Consider the following 19338-nt stretch of genomic DNA (forward strand, 5'->3'; position numbering starts at 1 on the left):
CTAAAGCGGCAGGTCGGTGCGGATACGGCGGACGGAATGGTCGGCAGAATCAAGGACGAGTGTCTCGGAAGAAACAATACCGCCGGACTTGCTGACACCTTTCACGAGGTCGCCGTCCGTCACACCGGTTGCCACGAACAGGCAATGGCTCGCAGCCAGTTCGGACAGATCGTACTTGCGATCAAAATCGGTGACACCGACACGCTCGGCTCGCGCGCGCTCCTCATCATTGCGGAAGACCAGGCGCGCCTGCATTTGACCGCCGATGGAGCGAAGCGCCGACGCCGCGAGCACCCCTTCAGGAGCGCCGCCCTGGCCGATATACATATCGACATTGGTACCCAGCCCGGCCGCTCCCATGGCGCCGGCGACATCACCATCCGGGATCATGCGAACGCGACCACCGACGGATTTCACACCGTCAACAATATACTGGTGACGCGGACGCTCGAGAATACAGACCGTGATTTCGCTGGGATCAACACCCTTGGCCTTGGCCAGAGCGAGAACATTGTCTTCGGGCTTCGCATCCAGATCGACAACTCCGGCCGGTAGACCCGGACCAACAGCGATCTTGTCCATATAGGTATCCGGCGCATGCAACAGCCCCCCGCGAAGGCTTAGTGACAGCACAGCCAGCGCGTTCGGCATGTTCTTAGCCGTCAGCGAAGTTCCCTCCAACGGGTCGAGCGCGATATCGATCTCCGGGCCTTCACCTGTGCCGACTTCCTCACCGATAAAGAGCATGGGCGCCTCGTCACGCTCGCCCTCGCCGATCACGATGCGGCCTTTCATGGCCATCGCATTAAGACCCGTACGGAGCGCGTCTACGGCAGCCTGATCAGCACTTTCCTTTTCGCCACGACCAATCCAGTCGTACGCGGCCCGGGCTGCGGCTTCTGCGGCCTTGACCGCATCCATTGCAAGATTGCTCAGCGCCTTGGTGTCGCTCATTCTCTAAGTCTCCTGCCCCGGGTCGCGCCGGGATGTCCGAGTGTTATTGCGGCGGAGAGGTCCGTTCCCGGCCCGCCTCGATGAAGTCTTCCGTGCTCAGCCTGTCATCCCCGTCCAGCGCGCGGGCCTGCTCCAGCAGTTCCTCGCGCTTTTCGAGCACTTCATTCATCTGAGCTTCGTTCTCATACCGAATGCTGTTATCAGCTCTTGTTGCGTTAACGCTAACAGGGGTTTCGGAGGATGCAAGGTATTCCGCACGTCTTTCTGTAATCCAGTCAGGCTCCTCCACACGTGCCTGCGGCATTTCAACAGACGCACACGCAGAGCAGGCAAGACAAAAAAACAGGATACCTATTAGGCGGTTCATGATATCTCCTCGCGCAGGACGCGCTTGTGATCTTCTATACCGTCTCTCGCCCATGTTCCAATCCCCGATCTCAAGGATTTCCCATGTCGAGTAAGGACAATCAGGACAACTCAGCTTTTCCCGGCGGCAATTGGACCGAGTGGACCGAGAAAGATCTCGAAACACTTGACCATGTCTCGCGCAATCTGATGCAGGCTTCGTTGAAGTCGCAGAAGCTGATGTCCGAGGTCGTGGCCAAAGCCCTGGAAGGCGATCCGGTCCTGCCACAGGCAGACCCTTTCCATTCCGCGCCTGAATTCGGAGAGGTCTGGAGCCAGATCATTTCCCAACCGGAACTGGTCATGCAGGCCCAAGCCGACCTCATGAAGGGTTATCTGGACCTGTGGACGAATACTACCAAGCGTGTTGTCACCGGAGATGAACAGGCTGCGATCAAGCCGGAGGCCGGTGACAAACGCTGGCGCTCAAAGGACTGGAACGAGAATCCGGTTTTTGACGCGATCAAGCAATCCTATCTGCTCAACCAGCATTTCCTGATGGGCCTTGTGCACGGCGTGGACGGTGTCGACGACAAGACCAAACGCAAGGTCGAGTTCCTGACCAAGCAGATGACAGACGCCCTGGCACCGACGAATTTCGCCCTGACCAATCCGGATGTTATCCGCGAGACCATGCAATCGCGTGGCGAGAATCTCACGCGCGGGCTGAAGAACCTGATGGCGGACCTTGAAAAGGGTCACGGTCGCCTCGCCCTGACGCAGACGGACATGGAGGGTTTCAAGGTTGGACAGGATCTGGCCACCACGCCCGGTGAGGTCGTGTTCGAAAACGACATCATCGAGCTGATCCAGTACGCGCCAACGACCGAGACAGTGAAAAAGCGGCCTCTGCTGATCGCTCCGCCCTGGATCAACAAATTCTACATTCTCGACCTGCGAGAAAAGAATTCCATGATCCGCTGGCTGACCAAGCAAGGCTTCACCGTCTTCCTGATCTCCTGGGTCAACCCGGGCCCCGAACTCAAGGACAAGACCTTCGAGGACTACATGCATCAGGGCCTGCTGGCCGCGATTGATGCCGTGGAGGAAGCCACAGGCGAGACCTCCGTCAACACGGTCGGATATTGCGTCGGCGGAACACTGCTGGCGAGCACGCTGGCTTATCTCCAAGCCACTGACCAGCCGGACCGCATCGCTTCAGCGACTTTCTTTGCTGCACAGACAGATTTCGAACTCGCTGGCGACTTGCTCATCTTCATCGACGAAGAGTGGATGAAGGAGATCGAGCGCCTGATGGATGCCCAGGGCGGTGTGCTGGACGGGCGCACCATGGCGGATACGTTCAACCTGTTGCGCTCGAACGATCTCGTCTGGTCCTTCACCATCAACAATTATCTGCTGGGTCGACAGCCTCAGGCCTTCGATCTCCTGTTCTGGAATGCCGACCAGACCCGCATGCCCAAGGCGCTGCACCTCTGGTATCTCGACAACATGTACCGCAATAACCGTCTTGCGAAGGGCGAGCTGAGTTTTGGGGATGCGCCGCTCGATCTCGGCGCTGTACAGACCCCGATCTACATGCAGGCCTCGCGCGATGATCACATCGCCCCCTACCCGTCCGTCTACAAGGGCGCCAAGCGTTTCGGCGGACCGGTGCGCTACATGATGGCCGGCTCCGGGCATATTGCCGGCGTCATCAATCATCCGGACGCAAACAAGTACCAGCACTGGACCAATGACGAATTGCCGGAAACCGTGGATGACTGGATCGCCGGCGCGGTCGAACATCCGGGCTCCTGGTGGCTGGACTGGCGCGAGTGGCTCTATGAACGCTCCTGCGAAGACGTCCCGGCGCGTACGCCCGGTGACGGCAATCTCGCCGCGATCCGTCCGGCTCCCGGTCGCAATGTGCTTGTTCGCTCCGATGAGGAAAAGGCCAGCCCGAAGCCACAAACTGCCGACTAGTTCCAACCAGATATCGAGTTGTTCCGATGAAAAACCGCCTCTTCACGATCGCGTCCGCGTCCAGCCTGCTGGCTCTTGCTTCTGCCTGCACCCCTGAAGCGCCGACCATGTCCTATCAGGCTCGCGTGCTGGAATGTGTGAGGGAGAACGGTTTCACCATGCTGGCCGCTCACCGGGCCGGTTTTGGTCCGGGTTATGCGGAAAACGCCATCGCCTCCATCCGGCGCAATGCGGAACTGGGCGTTCTATACGCCGAGGTCGATGTTGCCGAGAGCTCGGACGGCCAGCTCTATCTGATGCATGACTGGACGCTGGACCGCACCACGACCGGCACGGGCGAGATCCGCGAAACGGCGTGGAGTTATATCTCCACACTCAACCTGGTGGATCCGGACGGGCAGGTATTGGACGAAACCGTCCCGACTTTCGAGGACACGATCCTCGCTGCCCGTGAAGCGGGGGTATATCTCAATCTCGACCTGAAGAACGTCTCGGAACAGACACTTGTCGAGGCCATTGCGGCCAATAATGCCGAGAATGAAGTGATCGTCATCGCCTACACCGTTGAGGATGCAGCGCTTTTGCATTCGCTCAATCCTGACCTCGTCCTTTCTGCACCGAACCGCCCGCAGGAACTGGCAGACGCCGGTGTCAATCTGGACAATGTCTATCTCTGGCTGGGCGTCGGTGAGCCGGATGCCGATCAGGATGCCGCCCTAGCGACACAGGGTTTGGAAGCGGCCGCCGGTCTCTTCCCGCTCGAAAACGGCGAAACAGCGCTTTACACCAATGCTGCCGCGACCGGCGTGGAAGTCCTCTCGATCGACGATGTGTTGACCGGGTCCCGCGCCCTGGGCGGCCGGGCTGCGCTGGACCCGCAGATCGAAACCTGCCGCACGGCTGCAGGCTAGTGGAGCGTCATTGACGCTCCCCGAACTGCAGCTCGATGTAACGCGCGTACAGACCACCACGTTCCAGCAATTCCGCGTGCGTGCCCTGGTCAACAACACGGCCGTTTTCCATCACGACGATGCGGTCAGCTTCGCGAACCGTAGCCAGGCGGTGGGCGATCACCAGCGTTGTACGGTCACGCGACACGCGTTCAAACGCCTGCTGTATGACCTGTTCGCTTTCACTGTCCAGCGCACTGGTCGCCTCATCGAGCAGAAGCACGGGCGCATCCCGCAGGATGGCGCGCGCAATCGCCAGGCGCTGGCGCTGACCACCCGAAAGCGTGCTGGCATTTTCTCCGAGCTGGGTGTCATAGCCCTTCGGGAGCGCCATGATAAAGTCGTGGGCATTGGCCGCCTTCGCAGCGGCGATCACCTCGCCCCGCGACGCTTCAGGGCGCCCGAAGAGAATGTTGTCCGCCACACTGCCCGAGAAGAGCGGCGCATTTTGTTGAACGATCGCCAGGGCCCCTCGCAGCTCGACCGGGTCGAGATCGCGGATATCCACCCCGTCCAGGCTCACACCGCCGGTGGCCGGATCGTAAAGACGAAGCAGAAGCTGGAAAATTGTACTCTTGCCGGCGCCCGATGGCCCGACCAGGGCTATGGTTTCCCCCGGTGATACGTTCAGTGAAACATCGTGCAGAACGTCATCTTCCGGTCTCGCCGGATAGGCGAAGGTAACGCCATCGAATCTGATCGCGCCGCTCACGTCTTCAGGCAGGGCCTTCGGTTTTTCCGGTGCCTCGATATCGGTGTCGGCGGACAGCAATTCCATCAGCCTTTCAGTGGCGCCTGCGGCTCGCATGACCTCGGCATAGGTCTCCGTCAGCATGCCGACACCCGAAACGGCGACAAAGGCATACATGACAAACTGCGTCATCGCGCCAGGCGTGATAGCGCCCGATTGAACCTGGGTCGCACCGAACCACAACACCGCCATCAATCCCGCCAGAACCACCGAAAAGATAATCGCCGTCATATAGGACCGTGTGCGGATCCGGCGCAGCGAGGCCTGGAAATTGGTTTCCACCGAAGCCCCGAAACGCGCCCGCTCCTGGGATTCACGGGTAAAAGCCTGGACAGTTTCAATGGCCGAAAGGCTTTCGCTGGCTCTCGCAGACGCCTCAGCCAGCGTGTCCTGGCTGTCACGGGAGAAACGTTGCACCCGGCGACCAAACATCATGATCGGGCCCAGTATTACTGGCCCAAGAGCCAGCACCATCAGGGAGAGTTGCCAGTTCACAACCACCATCAAGGCCAGTGCCCCGCCGGTCGTCACCACCGTTCGAATCGCCACGGAAACAGACGAACCGACAACGGTCTGGATCAGCGTGGTGTCCGTCGTCAGACGCGACAGCACTTCACCGGTTCGTGTGCTGACATAGAAACCCGGGCTGAGGCTCAGCAGGTGGTTGAAGACGTTTTTTCGCAAGTCAGCGACGACACGCTCGCCCAGCCGACTGATAAAATAGAAGCGCAGCGCACTGACCATGCCGAGCACCACAGCCAGCCCCATGCCAACCAGGAAGAAGGTCGACAGTTCGGCATTGGGCAGGAGTTCGGTACAAACATCCGACGTCGCCGCACCGCCAAATCCACAATCCACCACCAGGCGGAAAGCACCGGGCAAGGCCAGTGTCAAAGCTGCGGCTAGCCCGAGGAAGATGACAAAGAGCAAAAGCGTCAGTGGATATCGAAGGATATAGGGCATGAGGCGGCTGAGCGGTTTGAGCTCACGACCCTTCTCGCGATTGGCCTGTTCGTTTTCCAGCTGGGTTGCAAAGCTCGATCCGCGATCCTGGTCGACACGGGCACGTTGATTTGGGGTGTCAGTCACTTGGGCCTCAAGACAAAGGGGGCTGCGTCCCTCATATAGGTGGCGCAGCCCCGACCTCCTAGGGGGAAGGATGGTTAGGGTTTGCGCGCGATCACGAAGACAGAATTACCGCTGCCCGGCACCCATTCATGTTCAATCTCAAAACCGCCATCACGCAGGCTGTCGACCAGCTGGCCATAGGTGAAGATGCGCACCAGCGGCAATCTACCAATCAGGCGCCCGCCCCACAGGAGAGGCGCCATGAACCAGAGTTTGTTGCCCAGGCAGGCCGTGCTGGTGATGAAATACCCGCCCGGTTTGAGCATCTCGCGCACTTTGGCAATCGCCGGACGCCGGTCTGACAAAAGGTGTAGGATAGACATCCCCAGCACGACATCAAAACTGACCTGAGGTGCCGTAAGCGTATCGAAATCGGCTTGCTGGAAAGTGACGTTCTCGACGCCGTTTTCCGCCTTCTGCCGATCGGCGATCTCGAGCATGTTTTCGGAAATATCCGTGGCGAGGATATGCTTTACAAATCGTGCGTGTTTCAGCGCCGTACCGCCGGTCCCGCAACCGAATTCCAGCACGTTACTGTCCTTGCTCAGCTTCTCGCGGGTCAGCTCGAGCTTGCGCTCATAGGCTGCCTCATCATTGATGGGCTGCTGAAAATACTTGGTCGCGATGCGATCCCAAAACCGGGCCTTGTTACTCATTATCTCTCTCTGATCGCTTGTGTTGCCCCTCTCAATACATATACAAGTATCGAATATACACCGATCATATTCGGACATCTGATATACATAGAACAATGAACTGGCAGGCTATCTCCTTTGACTGGAACCAGGTTCGGGCTTTTCTGGCCACGGCCGAGGAAGGCTCGTTGTCCGCTGCTGCGCGGGCCTTGGGACAAACCCAACCCACACTCAGCAGGCAAATCACCGCGCTTGAAGAAACCCTGGGAGTGATACTGTTCCAGCGCGGCCATCGCTCGACCGACCTCACCCAGTCCGGCATTGAATTACTGGAACATGTCCGGGCGATGGGAGAAGCCGCCAACCGCATCTCGCTTACCGCATCCGGCCAGGCCTCTACCGTGGACGGCCAGGTCACGATCACCTCGACGGATACGATGGCAGCGGTATTCCTGCCCAAGATCCTGCGCAAGCTGCGTGAGCAGGCTCCCAGAATCTCGATCGAGATCATTGGCGCATCGGAGATCCGGGACCTGCGTAAACGTGAGGCGGACATCGCCATCCGCCATGCTCGTCCAGACCAGTCCGACCTTTATTGCAAGCTCATCGGGGAGACGAAGGGCGCGCTGTATGCAACACGGGATTTTCTCGATGAGTGGGGACGACCGGAAACGCCAGAAGATCTGAAGAATTATCCCTTCATCGGCTTCGACCGGAATGAGGAAGCCCTGCCCTATTTCCGTGAAATGGGATTTGAGATCAGCCTGGACAATTTCCGTATCAGTGCCAATCGTGGCCCGGCCATCATGGCTTATGTGCGCGAAGGCCTTGGCATCACACCACTCACCCATGATTTCGCTGGCCTGTACCCGGAACTGGAAATGGTCCTGCCCGACAAGCTCAAGCAGCTCGATGTCCCGGTTTGGCTGGTCACGCACCAGGAACTCAAGACCAGTCGGCGGATCCGGCTGGTGTTTGACCTGCTGGCAGAGGAGCTGTCAGCAATCCTTCACGCCAGCCCGCCCCCTCAAAATATCAGTCAATAAAAAACGGGCGGCTCCATTTGGAACCGCCCGTCTCGTAACCTGTAAAGGTCGCAGCGATTAACGCTTGGAGAACTGGAAGGAACGACGGGCTTTCGCCTTGCCGTACTTCTTACGTTCAACAACGCGGCTGTCGCGCGTGATAAAGCCGTTGGCTTTCAGCACCGGACGCAGGCCCGGCTCGAAATAGGTCAGCGCCTTGGAGATGCCGTGGCGAACCGCACCGGCCTGGCCAGACAGGCCACCGCCCTTGACGGTTGCGACGATGTCAAACTCGTTGACACGCTCAGCGGTTTCCAGCGGCTGCTGGAGCAGCATGCGCAGTACCGGACGCGCAAAATACTGTTCCTGATCGCGACCATTGATCGTGATCTTGCCATTGCCACGCTTGATCCAAACACGAGCGACGGCGTTCTTACGCTTGCCAGTGGCATAGGCGCGGCCGTGTTCGTCGATCTGCGGCTCGGTCGGCGTTGCGCTGGTTTCGACAGCGTCATTGCCGGCGTCAGTGATGACGTCTTTCAGGTCCTCGAGGGAACGTGCTTCATCAGCCATGATCAGCCTCGTGCGTTCTTGGAGTTCATGGATTTGAAATCGATCACTTCAGGCTGCTGAGCCTCGTGCTTGTGATCGGTACCGGCGTAGACGCGCAGTTTGGAGAACTGCTTGCGAGCCAGCGGGCTTTCTTTCGGCAGCATGCGCTTGACCGCAGCTTCCAGGACGCGTTCCGGGAAACGACCGTCCAGCAGTTTCGCCGGGCTGGTTTCCTTGATGCCGCCCGGGTGGCCGGTGTGACGGTAGTAACGCTTGTCGTCACGCTTGTTGCCGGTGAAGACAACTTTTTCAGCGTTGATGACAACAACGTGGTCGCCAGTGTCGACATGCGGGGTAAAGTCCGGACGGTGCTTGCCGCGAAGACGCATGGCGATGAACGACGCCAGGCGGCCAACAACAGCGCCTTCTGCGTCGATCACAATCCACTTGTTCTCGACTTCCGCCGGTTTTGCGGAGTAAGTTTTCATTTCAATCCTGCCTCAGATTTAGAGCCATGGTGCGAATTCGAGCGCGCGATGTACGTTCGAATGACTCAAGCGTCAAGCACCCATCGCAAAAAGCGTTGTTTTAATTACACCTAGCCATGCGGTTATATAATACCGCAAAACAGAAACCGGTCATACGAGCGTCGCAAACTCATTGTATTCGCTACGTGATTTCAAGCCTTATGGAGAGCGTCATGTCCCTGTCCCGCCGTCACTTTTTGCAGCAAGCTGCAGCAACCTCGATTGCCTTCACCGGACTGTCGGCCTGTCAGACAATGCGTGGCACGGCTCACGCCCCGCTGGACAATCTCGAACAGGCCTACACGAACATGATCAATCCGCATGGGCCTCTACGACGAGACCCAGCCGGATTGTTCGACCTGCCTGACGGTTTTTCCTACCGGGTCCTGTCGACCATGGGTGAAGAAATGTCCGACGGGCTGTTGGCCGCGGGAGATTTTGACGGCATGGGCTGTTTTGCGCGCCCTGACGGCTTGCTCACTCTCGTTCGAAATCACGAGCTTCGACAGGACCAATATACCAAGTCCGCCTTTGCATCGGATGCATCCCGGCTGGATCGTATTGATCGCTCGCGGGTCTGGGACTGGACCGAGGATGGTCGTCCCCACCTAGGTGGCACCACCCATCTGATCGTCAACCCGGACACGCTTCGGGTCGAACGCAGTTTCATGTCGCTGGCAGGAACCAATAACAACTGCGCTGGCGGTGTGACGCCCTGGGGCAGCTGGATCACCTGTGAAGAAACCGAGATGAATGCGGGCCCGGATGCCCGGGTCGAGCATGGTTATAATTTCGAGGTCCCCTCCTCGGCCACAGGCCTCATCCAGCCTGTGCCGCTCAAGGCCATGGGCCGTTTTCGCCATGAAGCAGTGGCGGTTGATCCGGCTAGCGGTGTCGTGTTCCAGACCGAGGACCAGCGCGGCACCTCCCTCTTCTATCGCTTCCTACCCGATGTGCCCGGCGAACTGGCCCGCGGTGGACGTCTGCAGGCACTCGCGGTACGCGGTCAGCCCGGCGCCGACCTCCGCAATTGGGACATGCAGTCACTCGCCCAGGGCGCTTCAGTTCAGGTGTATTGGATCGATCTGGACGATGTCGAGGCGCCGGACGCGGATCTTGCCGAACGTGGCCATGCAGCCGGCGCGGCGCGCTTCACACGCGGCGAAGGGCTCTGGTGGGGCAATGGGGAATGTTATTTCACCTGCACGGATGGCGGTCCGGCACGCATCGGCCAGATCTGGCGATACCGCCCGAGCCGTTTTGAAGGCCGTCCCGGAGAAGCCGGTGAGCCAGGTGAGCTCACGCTTTTCCTCGAGAGCACGGATGATCGCATCATGGAATATTGCGACAATATCTGCGTCGCGCCTTGGGGTGACCTCATTGTCGTGGAAGACGGAGATGCCGATCAATACATCCGCGGCGTGACGCCGTCCGGTGAGGTGTATACGATTGGCAGAAATGCCGATATCGGCCCTGATGGCGAAAAAAGTGAGATTACCGGACCATGTTTCAGTCCCGATGGTTTGACCCTGTTCTTCAACGTTCAACGAAATCCCGGGCGGACCTTCGCCGTCCGCGGTCCCTGGCGCGTGCGAGCCTGATAGGCTGCTCGCTGCTGGCTCTGGCAGCCTGCGGTGAAATCGAGGAACCGGATGCCGCGCCGGATGTCGCCGTGAACTTTGAACGCGAAGTCCTGGTCACGGCTGCCTTCCGCACACGCGACGAAGACGCTGCGGACATCGTATTCCTGCCCAACCTTGAAACCCCATCCCTGGGCGCCATCATCGGAGCACCACGCTCCGGTGGACTCGATGTGTATGACGCCGATGGCGAAGTGCGTGCCGAACATGCCGGCCCCGGCTTGTCCACTCTCGCAGCTGCGCCGGACTTCCAGCTCCGCGGCGAACGTTTGCCACTTGTTTTCGGCGCCGCCAGTGACGCTTCTGCCTTGCACGGTTTTGTCGTGACGCTCGCGGATTTCCGGGTGTTTGAACTCCCTCTGGGCGAATTCACACCCCGCGACGGCGTGGCCGGGCTGTGCATGCTGGAGGAAGGTATTGGCTATATTGACCTGGTCCTGCTCGGCACCGGCGCCACCGCAGAAATCATCCGCATCCAGGACAGCGGCGAAGATCTGCTGAGTGTAACCCAGCGCAGCAGTTTCGAGCTTCAGGCGCCGGCTCGCGAATGCACCACGATCGACAACGCGATCTTTACTTTGAGCCCTGCGGGTGGCGTCACCAGGCTCTCCGCTGACGGTGTTGTCGAAGCTGAATTGCAGATCGCTGCGACCGGCATTGCCTCTGGCGATTTCAACGGATCCAGCCTGATTGTCCTCACGAACGCCGCAAGTCGGGAGCTGCACACTTTCCATGCGGCTGATCTGGAACGCGCTGCCAATGTGACTGTCGTGGACGGATTGAGCACGCCTGGTATCCAGGAACCTGCGGCAATCGACATTACCGCCACCACTTACGGCTATACCGCTTATGGCGACGGCATGCTCGGCGTGTTTGATCGCTCGGACAATCGCGTGAAGGTCATCTCTCGAGAGGCCTTCACCCGGGCCTATTTCACGATCGAATAGACCGGTTGCATCAAATCGATCTGCGGGCGGTCCAGGCGGCCGCCCCGCAGGCGATAAAGAGAATGATGGCACCGCCCTGGTGCAGCAGGCTCAGCGACAGTGGTGCCACCGCCAGCAGCGTCGCGATACCCAGCGCCACCTGGGCCAGGACCAGCGCCGGCAGGATCACCATGAAGGGCTTCAGCGATACGCGCGGCTCACGGAAAATCAGCCAGGTCGTTACGCCCGTCAGGATCACCACAAGATAGGCCAGCCAGCGATGCTGCAGCTGAACGGCTGCCCGACTTTCAAAAATCGCCTGGAAGAAAGGCAGGTTCTGGGCGCTGAAAGCATCCTGCAGATAATCGGAGGGAACCAGTTGCCCGCTCATCAGCGGCCAGGTGTTGTGCACAACGCCGGCATCAATCCCGGCCACGAAAGCACCGGCCATGATCTGAACGAAGACCAGACCCCAGAAAAAGAGGAACCAGCGCGTGTGAGTGCCCGCCCGGACTGGCGGTGCGCCGTATCGCGCTTCCAGGGCGCACCAGACGGTCGCGCCCAGCAGGACAAAGGCCATGCCGAGATGGGTGGCCAGGCGGTACTGGCTGACATCCAGCCGATCAACAAGGCCTGACGCCACCATCCACCAGCCAATGGCGCCCTGCAGACCACCCAGCACGAGCAGTACCAACAGACGCGGCTTGAGGCGCGCTGTCAGATCTCCTCGCAGCCAGAAGACAAGCAGCGGCACCGCGAAAGCCAGGCCAATCAGTCGACCAAGCTGGCGATGCCCCCACTCCCACCAGAAAATGAACTGGAATTCCTCCATGCTCATCCCGCGGTTGACTTCCTGGTATTCGGTGGTTGAGCGATAGAGCTGCAGAGCCTCTTCCCAGTCCGCAGTCGAAAGCGGGGGAATGGCACCGGTGATCGGTTTCCACTCTGTGATCGACAGACCACTATCGGTCAGGCGTGTAGCACCGCCAACAATGATCATCGCGCAGATCATCAGCGCGACAATAAACAACCAAGTCGCGACCATGGGAGGGGTGTGGGAACGATAGCTCATGACAACTCCTGTTGGCACCGTAGCTATCGCATCCGGGCGCGAGCGCAAGCACCCAGGACGGTGAAATCATGTCGCAGGCTGAATTGGGGCTCGCCCTTGATCTTTACTCGCGCCATGATGGCGAAAAGCGACGAGGACGAAAATGAGCTCCACGGATCAGACGGTTGTTATCATCGGCGCCGGCCAGGCGGGTGGTCAGTGCGCCTTGAGTCTGCGCCGCAACGGATTTGACGGCAAAATCCTCATTGTCGGTGAAGAACCACATCCGCCCTACCAACGCCCGCCCCTGTCCAAGGCCTATCTGTCCGGTGAGATCGGTGAAGACCGTCTCTGGGTGCAGACACCGGAAGCCTGGGCCGAACAAAAGGTCGAGATGCGTACCGGCCTGCGCGCCACGGCCGTCAATCGAGAGGAACAGATCGTCGCCTTCGAGGATGGCAGCAGCCATCGCTATGACCACCTCGTCTTCGCGACCGGTTCGCGCGTGCGCGAACTTCCCGTCGCGGGTGCAGAGCTGGAGGGTGTACGCTATCTGCGCAATATAGCCGATGTCGATAAACTCAAGGCCGACGTAGGGCCCGGGCGACGGATCGCCATCATTGGCGGCGGCTATATCGGGTTGGAGGCCGCTTCGGTCGCCAAAAAACTTGGCGCCGAAACCGTCGTGGTGGAGGCCATGCCGCGCCTTCTGGCCCGGGTAGCGCCGGAAGAACTTTCAGCCTTCTATCTAAACGCCCACCAAAGTCGTGGCGTCGATGTCCGCCTAGCCAGCCAGGTCAGCAAGCTGACCGGCGAGAACGGACGAATTACCAGTGTCGAGCTGGCCGACGGCAGCCGTATCGAGTGCGACAGCGCCCTCGTCGGCATCGGCGTTCTGCCCAATATCGAACTGGCCAGTGCCATTGGTGTTGAATGTGACAACGGAATCCTGGTCGATGAAACGTGTCAGAGCTCGGTTCGCGACATTTATGCGATCGGTGATTGCTGCAATCAGCACAACTGGCTTTCCGGGACCCGTATGCGCCTTGAATCCGTGCCCAACGCGCTGGAACAGGGAAAGCTGGTTGCAGCAGCGATCTGTGGAACTCCGCTACCGAAGCGCGAAGTACCCTGGTTCTGGTCCGACCAGTTTGACCTGAAACTGCAGACCGCTGGGCTGCTCCAGGGTGCAGATACACAGATCGTGCGCAAGGGGGCCAATCCCGACCAGATAGCGATCTTCCATTTGCGCGACGGCGTCCTAGTCGCCGCAGACTGCGTCAATGATCCCCAGAGCTTCATGGCGTCCAAAATGATGATCATGAAGAACGCAAGGCCCGATCAGGCAGACCTGGCCAATCCGGAAATCATGATGAAGGACATCATGAAGGCCGCTCAATAGCGATGGGAAAAATGGTCGGAGCGGCGAGATTCGAACTCGCGACCCCTCGCCCCCCAGGCGAGTGCGCTAACCGGGCTGCGCCACGCTCCGACTTGTTTTCATGGCAGGTCGCCACGACGGGGACGCCGTTATAGGCACAGGCCGAAAACGGAGCAACACCCCATTCAGCGAGATTCAGATCTTTGGATTGAGCGCCGACTTCAACTTCGCCCGCGCGCCTTCCAATTCCTGGATCACATCCTTGATCTCACGGTTGGATCGACCACCCGGCGCCGCCTTGCGGACGGGTTCAGGTCTGGCCTCCACATCTGCACTGTCAACTGCCCTGGCGATGTCTCTGTTCGGGTTATTGCCCAGCTCGACGATTGAGGCGACGCCATTGTCCTTGATGAACTTCTTGGCGCCCTTGATGGTAAAGCCTTCTGAATAGAGCAGATGCTTGATTCCGCGCAGCAAAGCGAGGTCTTGCGGTCGGTAGAACCGCCGCCCGCCCGCACGTTTCAGCGGACTGATCTGGGCAAATTTACTCTCCCAGAAGCGTAATACATGAGCCGGAACGTCAAGCTCCTCAGCGGCTTCGCTGATGGTGCGAAAGGCGTCCGGTGATTTTTCCAAGACCGACATGCGTTTATCGCGTCAGCCTTCGACCCCGTTTACAAGGTCTAGTCCTTGGACAGAGCCGAATCGACGCGCTCCTTCAGAACGTGCGATGGTTTGAAAACCAGCACGCGACGAGCTTCAATCGGAACTTCTACCCCTGTCTTGGGATTGCGCCCGACACGACCACGTTTGTCGCGCAGGAGAAAGGATCCGAACGACGACAGTTTAACAGATTCGCCGTTCGCAAGCGTATCGGACACCATACCCAATACAGCCTGAACAAGATCCGCAGATTCCTGGCGGGAAAGACCGACTTCTCGGTATACCGCCTCGGCCAGATCTGCACGCGTAAGAGTTTTATCCGACATAGCAATCCCCAGACAGATGAGTACAGGCTAAGCCCCAAAATGGGGGCGCGTCAACGCTCCGACCAAGAAAAAAGTCAAGAAAATCGGCAATTTCGCGTTTTAGTAACGCGCGAGAGCCGCGCCCCAGGTGAAACCTCCGCCCAGAGCTTCCATCAACAGGAGGTCGCCGCGCTTGATCCTGCCATCCTGAATCGCCCGGTCCAGTGCCAGCGGAACCGATGCCGCAGACGTATTCCCGTGATCGGCGACCGTGGAGATAACCTTCTCGGTCGGAATGGACAGTTTGCGCGCCACCCCTTCCAGGATTCGCTGATTGGCCTGGTGCGGCACGAACCAGTCAACATCCGCAATATCGACCCCCGCTCGCCCGGCAATCGTGGTCATGGATTCGGCGATATTGGTCACGGCATGGCGGAAAACCTGGTTGCCGACCATGCGCAGATGACCGACAGACTGAGTTGCGGACGGACCACCATCCACATGGAGCAGGTCCTTGTAACGCCCGTCCGAGCGCAGATAGCTCGCCATGACACCGGCATCATCCGCACCGGTTTTCTCTTCACCGCTCAACACAACAGCGCCGGCACCATCGCCAAACAGGACGCACGTCGTACGATCGGTCCAGTCCACGATGCGCGACATTGTCTCGGCACCCACTACCAGCGCCTTGTTCGCCTGGCCGCGGGCGATGAAATTATCTGCGATCGACATCGCATAGACGAAGCCGGTACACACCGCCTGGACGTCAAACGCTGCGCCCTGGGTGATGCCCAGTCGCGCCTGTAACACGGTCGCAGTAGAGGGAAAGGTGAAGTCAGGCGTTGTGGTCGCCATCACAATGAGGTCGATGTCAGCGACATCCAGCTCGGCATGTTCCAGCGCCTTGCGTGAAGCCGCCTCAGCCAGGTCAGACGTGGTCTCGCCCTCGCCCGCAATATGCCGCTGTCGAATACCCGTGCGCTCGCGGATCCACTCATCGCTGGTATCAACCATCGAGGACATTTCCGCATTGGTCAGGATGCGTGCGGGCAGATAGGACCCGACGCCGGCAATCCGCGAAATACGCTTAGTCATTACTCAGCCATTTTTTTCCTGCTCGTCGAAGTCCATGAACTTGTCGAGCATGCGCCGTAATTCCGGCATGAAATTACTCTGTGCCATGGCGTAACCCAGGCCGAGCGCGGAAGCGAAACCTTCACCATCAGCACCGCCATGGCTCTTGACCACAATACCCTTGAGGCCAAGCAGGACACCGCCATTGATGTAACGCGGATCCATACGCTGCCGCAGACGGTCAAGCGCGCCCAGAGACAACAGGCCGGCGGCGAGTTTGGCCAGCAGTGAGCTCGTCAGCGCTTCACGCACCCATCCGGCAACCAGTCGCGCCGTACCTTCAGCGGTCTTGAGCGCGATATTGCCGGTGAAACCATCAGTCACGACCACGTCGATATTACCGGCGCTGATATCATTGCCCTCGATGAAGCCCTGGTAGTCGAGGTCCAGTCCGGAATTGCGAATAAGGCCGTCAGCCTCGCGCACGATATCATTACCCTTGAGCTCTTCCTGACCGACATTGAGCAGGCCGACCTTGGGCTTGCTCTCACCAAAAACGGCGCGATGGAACGCTTCGCCCATGATGGCGAACTCGACCAGCTGGGTTGCACCGCACTGAACATTGGCACCGACATCAAGAACGACAGTATGCCCCTTCGGCGTCGGCCAGTTCGCAGAAATCGCCGGACGGTGTACACCCTTTTTCATACGCAGGATGACCTTGGAAATCGCCATCAGCGCACCGGTATTGCCGGAAGACACGATCGCATCCGCCTCACCCGATTTCACGCACTGGATCGCATTCCACATGGAGGAGCCGCGCGCACGACGCACCGCCTCGCTGGGCTTGTCCGTCATCTGGACCTGGCTATCGGAATGGCGTAGCTCGCAGACAGCTGCGACCGCCGGATATTCATCCAGCAGCGGTTGCAGCTCAGCCTGGTCGCCATGAAGGAGATATTTCGTCTGTCGGTCCGGCCAGCGTTTAAGCGCTTGCACGATACCCTCAACGACCGCGCGCGGGCCAAGATCGCCCCCCATCGCGTCTACCGAAATCGTAGGAATGCCAGTCATGCAGGAAGGTCGCGTCCCCTTGCGACGGCTTTAACCGCCAAAACCCAGCGGAACTTATCGGACCTCCGGACAGATGCAAGGCGGGAAAACGGTCAGCCGAGCGTGACGAAATCCGGAGCGGCGCCTTCCGCGAGCGTCAACGCCCCTTGCGCATCAAGCTTTTCCGCACTCGCCCGCACGTAGTCCGAGAGTTTACGCGACGCTGAATTTGTCTCTTCCGACGCAAAAATATTGCGGGCAATCGCGAGCTCCAACACGCCCGGGTCGTCAACTTTCAGCGCCTCGTCATAAACGCTGGCACGTCCATAAAAGCCCTCGGCCATGAAGCGGATTTTCTTGCCCACTCCGGAATCGCCTACCCCCATCTCGCGCATGGCCGCGTCAAAATCATCGAACATGGTGTCAAATAGAACCTGGGAGATATCGCGGTGCGCCTGTTCAGCACTCGCCTGAAACACACGGATCACCAGGGCGGTATGTAACACCACCATCTCGAAGCGACCCTCGAGCGTGTCGGGAACGCAGTCTTCGCCATACAGGGCAGGCTGTCTGGATGCAGCAAGCAGATGCTCGTACAACTCTCTCGCCAGCAGTTTTTCCGGTCGCGGCTTGAACAATCCGAACAACATGTAATCGGCGCTCCTCAATCTTTGCACTTGAGGCTAAGCTCCCGCGAGGGTAGGTCAATACGGCAAGTACAGGCCGGGCCGCCCCCGGAGGAGTGAATTCATGCAACGCAGCGTCCGTATTTCTGCCGTTATTATTGCCTGCACGCTTGGCGTCGCAGCGTGTAATCCCACGCTTCGTTCGCACGGGCATCGCTATGGTATCAACGTGGAACCGGAAGTGACCGTTGCCGAGGACACGCAACAGACTGTGTTGCAGCGCTTCGGAAACCCGTCCACACGCGGCACGTTCGAAACGAACACCTGGTACTACATCTCGGCAACACGTGAGTCGCTGGCCTATCTGCGTCCCTCCACCCGTGACCGTCGCATCATCGCCATCACCTTCGACGACACTGGCGTTGTCTCCGAAGTGAACGAATACGGCCTGGATGATGGTCGCGTCGTGGCCTACTCCTCTACGGAAACGCCGACCCGCGGTCGTGAGCTCTCCATCCTGGAACAGCTGCTGGGTAATGTCGGCACGCTTCCCAACGAGCAGTTTGGTGGCGAGCAGAATCTGCCAGGCGGTGCCGGTGGCCCGCGTCGCGACCAGTAGGTCTACTCCGCGCCCTCTGACAATTCAGGCATGACGACGCTTGCCAGACGCAGCGCCAGACGGCTCTGTGAGAAATAGCGTGTGCCACCATTGTCGAGATAGACCACCGTGACTGAAGTGTCCGGTGCGTCCGCATCGAAATAGTGCCGGAATACGACCCGACCGCCTCCGCCGTGGCCGACGCCGGTAAATTCACCATGCTGCTCAAATTCCCAGCCATGAGAAAAGCGCGACAGGCCACCGTCCGCCAGTGCAAAGCCCTGCCAATGCTCCAGCAGGGTTTCTCGCGGCACGAACCGCCCCCGCACCAGCGCCTGCGCCCATAGCGTAAAGTCGTCGAGGCTCAGATTGAGACCGGTTCCGGAGAAATGATACGGCATCCAGTAGAGCATACCCCTCGAGCCTCCACCTTCTGCCTCCGACTGGTAGCTGGTCACAGCATTATCGATGTGTGCGCCCTCTCGGGAAAACTCCAGATCCGACATGCCGGCAACTGCGGCCTGGCCCTGTGCCAGCAGGGTTTCATAAGGCTGCCCTGACGCGCGCTCGAGGGCCAGGCGCCCAAGGGCGTAGTTGGTCTGCGTATAGCGAGACCCCGTTCCTCGTTCGAATAGAAATGGCTCGTCGAACACCCGTTCCAGCGCAGACCGGGCCGTGGGCTCGAAGGGGCGTGAGAAATACTCCGGGAAGCCCGACGCATGCGAGATCGCAGTTGCCAGCGACACCTGTTTCCAGCTCTCGGGAAGATCAGTCACCAGCGTGCCTAAAGTGGCATCCAGGGCAATTTCCTGGCGCTCGACGGCCTGGAGAAGGGCCACATTGAACAGGAGTTTGGAGGCAGAATAGACCGGATAGACCGAACTTCCATCCGGCGCTGCGCCGCTCACCTGATCAACGACACCACCATGGTTTTCATAAATCACCTCGGCACCGGCCAGCAACACAACCGAATACCCAATCGTCCCGTAAAGCGCCTGACTGTCGATCAGTATGTCATCAAGGCGTGTTCGCTGGTCTGCGGATAGCTCCTGCGAGCCGGGCTGGGCCAAGACCTGACCGCACAGGCTGGCGAACAAACACGCCATCACCACCACCTTGAACCATGAAGTGGCCAGAGTTTTCATTTACCAATCCCCACGCGTAGAAT

20 protein-coding genes and 1 tRNA gene are annotated in these 19338 nt (G+C 59.3%); 7 read left to right on the plus strand and 14 right to left on the minus strand.

The window, feature by feature from the left end; all coding sequences use genetic code 11:
- Nucleotides 1-954, minus strand: coding sequence for a class II fructose-bisphosphatase (gene glpX / locus JJ889_RS12160; protein WP_291895475.1), 954 nt, complete (start codon nt 952-954; stop codon nt 1-3).
- A gap of 43 nt (nt 955-997) precedes the next feature.
- Nucleotides 998-1123 carry a hypothetical protein gene (locus tag JJ889_RS12165; RefSeq protein ID WP_291895477.1) on the minus strand — a complete coding sequence of 42 codons (126 nt, stop codon included), beginning with the start codon at nt 1121-1123 and terminating at the stop codon, nt 998-1000.
- Nucleotides 1124-1404: 281 nt separating this feature from the next.
- Here JJ889_RS12165 and phaC point away from each other — a divergent pair, with 281 nt between their 5' ends.
- Together phaC and JJ889_RS12175 are read left to right on the plus strand one after the other, a co-directional pair.
- Nucleotides 1405-3285, plus strand: a complete 1881-nt coding sequence (gene phaC / locus JJ889_RS12170) for a class I poly(R)-hydroxyalkanoic acid synthase (RefSeq protein WP_291895479.1) — start codon at nt 1405-1407, stop codon at nt 3283-3285.
- Between the two features lie 26 nt (nt 3286-3311).
- Nucleotides 3312-4196, plus strand: a complete 885-nt coding sequence (locus tag JJ889_RS12175; RefSeq protein ID WP_291895480.1) for a glycerophosphodiester phosphodiesterase family protein — start codon at nt 3312-3314, stop codon at nt 4194-4196.
- A gap of 7 nt (nt 4197-4203) precedes the next feature.
- Here JJ889_RS12175 and JJ889_RS12180 read toward each other — a convergent pair whose 3' ends face one another.
- Nucleotides 4204-6075 carry an ABC transporter transmembrane domain-containing protein gene (locus JJ889_RS12180; protein ID WP_291895481.1) on the minus strand — a complete coding sequence of 624 codons (1872 nt, stop codon included), beginning with the start codon at nt 6073-6075 and terminating at the stop codon, nt 4204-4206.
- Between the two features lie 74 nt (nt 6076-6149).
- Nucleotides 6150-6848, minus strand: coding sequence for a bifunctional 2-polyprenyl-6-hydroxyphenol methylase/3-demethylubiquinol 3-O-methyltransferase UbiG (locus JJ889_RS12185; protein ID WP_291895482.1), 699 nt, complete (start codon nt 6846-6848; stop codon nt 6150-6152).
- Between the two features lie 17 nt (nt 6849-6865).
- On the opposite strand from JJ889_RS12185, the gene JJ889_RS12190 reads away from it, so the two are divergent.
- Nucleotides 6866-7795 carry a LysR family transcriptional regulator gene (locus JJ889_RS12190; RefSeq protein WP_291895484.1) on the plus strand — a complete coding sequence of 310 codons (930 nt, stop codon included), beginning with the start codon at nt 6866-6868 and terminating at the stop codon, nt 7793-7795.
- A 57-nt stretch (nt 7796-7852) separates the two neighbouring features.
- Here JJ889_RS12190 and rpsI read toward each other — a convergent pair whose 3' ends face one another.
- Entirely contained in the window at nt 7853-8305 is a 453-nt protein-coding gene (gene rpsI, locus JJ889_RS12195) for a 30S ribosomal protein S9 (protein ID WP_366524271.1), read from the minus strand.
- A 44-nt stretch (nt 8306-8349) separates the two neighbouring features.
- A complete protein-coding gene (gene rplM / locus JJ889_RS12200; RefSeq protein WP_291895487.1) occupies nt 8350-8814 on the minus strand; it encodes a 50S ribosomal protein L13 in 465 nt (154 codons plus the stop codon).
- A gap of 212 nt (nt 8815-9026) precedes the next feature.
- Here rplM and JJ889_RS12205 point away from each other — a divergent pair, with 212 nt between their 5' ends.
- A complete protein-coding gene (locus tag JJ889_RS12205; RefSeq protein WP_291895489.1) occupies nt 9027-10454 on the plus strand; it encodes an alkaline phosphatase PhoX in 1428 nt (475 codons plus the stop codon).
- A 71-nt stretch (nt 10455-10525) separates the two neighbouring features.
- Nucleotides 10526-11440 carry a hypothetical protein gene (locus tag JJ889_RS12210; RefSeq protein ID WP_291895491.1) on the plus strand — a complete coding sequence of 305 codons (915 nt, stop codon included), beginning with the start codon at nt 10526-10528 and terminating at the stop codon, nt 11438-11440.
- A 10-nt stretch (nt 11441-11450) separates the two neighbouring features.
- Here JJ889_RS12210 and JJ889_RS12215 read toward each other — a convergent pair whose 3' ends face one another.
- Nucleotides 11451-12491 carry a COX15/CtaA family protein gene (locus JJ889_RS12215; RefSeq protein WP_291895492.1) on the minus strand — a complete coding sequence of 347 codons (1041 nt, stop codon included), beginning with the start codon at nt 12489-12491 and terminating at the stop codon, nt 11451-11453.
- A gap of 142 nt (nt 12492-12633) precedes the next feature.
- On the opposite strand from JJ889_RS12215, the gene JJ889_RS12220 reads away from it, so the two are divergent.
- Nucleotides 12634-13872 carry an FAD-dependent oxidoreductase gene (locus JJ889_RS12220; protein ID WP_291895494.1) on the plus strand — a complete coding sequence of 413 codons (1239 nt, stop codon included), beginning with the start codon at nt 12634-12636 and terminating at the stop codon, nt 13870-13872.
- A gap of 12 nt (nt 13873-13884) precedes the next feature.
- On the opposite strand, the gene JJ889_RS12225 is transcribed toward JJ889_RS12220, so the two are convergent.
- The 6 genes from JJ889_RS12225 to JJ889_RS12250 all read right to left on the minus strand — a co-directional run bounded on the left by JJ889_RS12225 (nt 13885) and on the right by JJ889_RS12250 (nt 17596).
- Nucleotides 13885-13962: transfer RNA gene (locus JJ889_RS12225), tRNA-Pro, on the minus strand.
- 84 nt (nt 13963-14046) lie between these two features.
- Nucleotides 14047-14487 (minus strand): MerR family transcriptional regulator, encoded by a 441-nt coding sequence (locus JJ889_RS12230; protein WP_366940104.1) that lies wholly within the window; start codon nt 14485-14487, stop codon nt 14047-14049.
- A 47-nt stretch (nt 14488-14534) separates the two neighbouring features.
- Nucleotides 14535-14840, minus strand: a complete 306-nt coding sequence (locus JJ889_RS12235; protein ID WP_291895498.1) for an integration host factor subunit alpha — start codon at nt 14838-14840, stop codon at nt 14535-14537.
- Between the two features lie 99 nt (nt 14841-14939).
- Entirely contained in the window at nt 14940-15914 is a 975-nt protein-coding gene (locus JJ889_RS12240; RefSeq protein WP_291895500.1) for a beta-ketoacyl-ACP synthase III, read from the minus strand.
- Between the two features lie 3 nt (nt 15915-15917).
- The gene (plsX, locus tag JJ889_RS12245) at nt 15918-16967 is read right to left on the minus strand and encodes a phosphate acyltransferase PlsX (protein ID WP_291895502.1); all 1050 of its coding nucleotides are present in this window, start codon (nt 16965-16967) and stop codon (nt 15918-15920) included.
- Nucleotides 16968-17059: 92 nt separating this feature from the next.
- Entirely contained in the window at nt 17060-17596 is a 537-nt protein-coding gene (locus JJ889_RS12250) for a ubiquinol-cytochrome C chaperone family protein (protein WP_291895504.1), read from the minus strand.
- A 100-nt stretch (nt 17597-17696) separates the two neighbouring features.
- Between JJ889_RS12250 and bamE the strand changes: the two genes are divergently transcribed.
- Complete coding sequence (gene bamE, locus JJ889_RS12255) at nt 17697-18191, plus strand: outer membrane protein assembly factor BamE (RefSeq protein ID WP_291895505.1); 495 nt, start codon at nt 17697-17699, stop codon at nt 18189-18191.
- A gap of 2 nt (nt 18192-18193) precedes the next feature.
- Here the strand turns inward: bamE and JJ889_RS12260 are convergent, their stop codons facing one another.
- The gene (locus JJ889_RS12260; RefSeq protein ID WP_291895506.1) at nt 18194-19315 is read right to left on the minus strand and encodes a serine hydrolase; all 1122 of its coding nucleotides are present in this window, start codon (nt 19313-19315) and stop codon (nt 18194-18196) included.
- Between the last annotated feature and the right edge of the window lie 23 nt (nt 19316-19338).

This window comes from Maricaulis sp., assembly GCF_017643475.1.
GTDB lineage: Bacteria > Pseudomonadota > Alphaproteobacteria > Caulobacterales > Maricaulaceae > Maricaulis.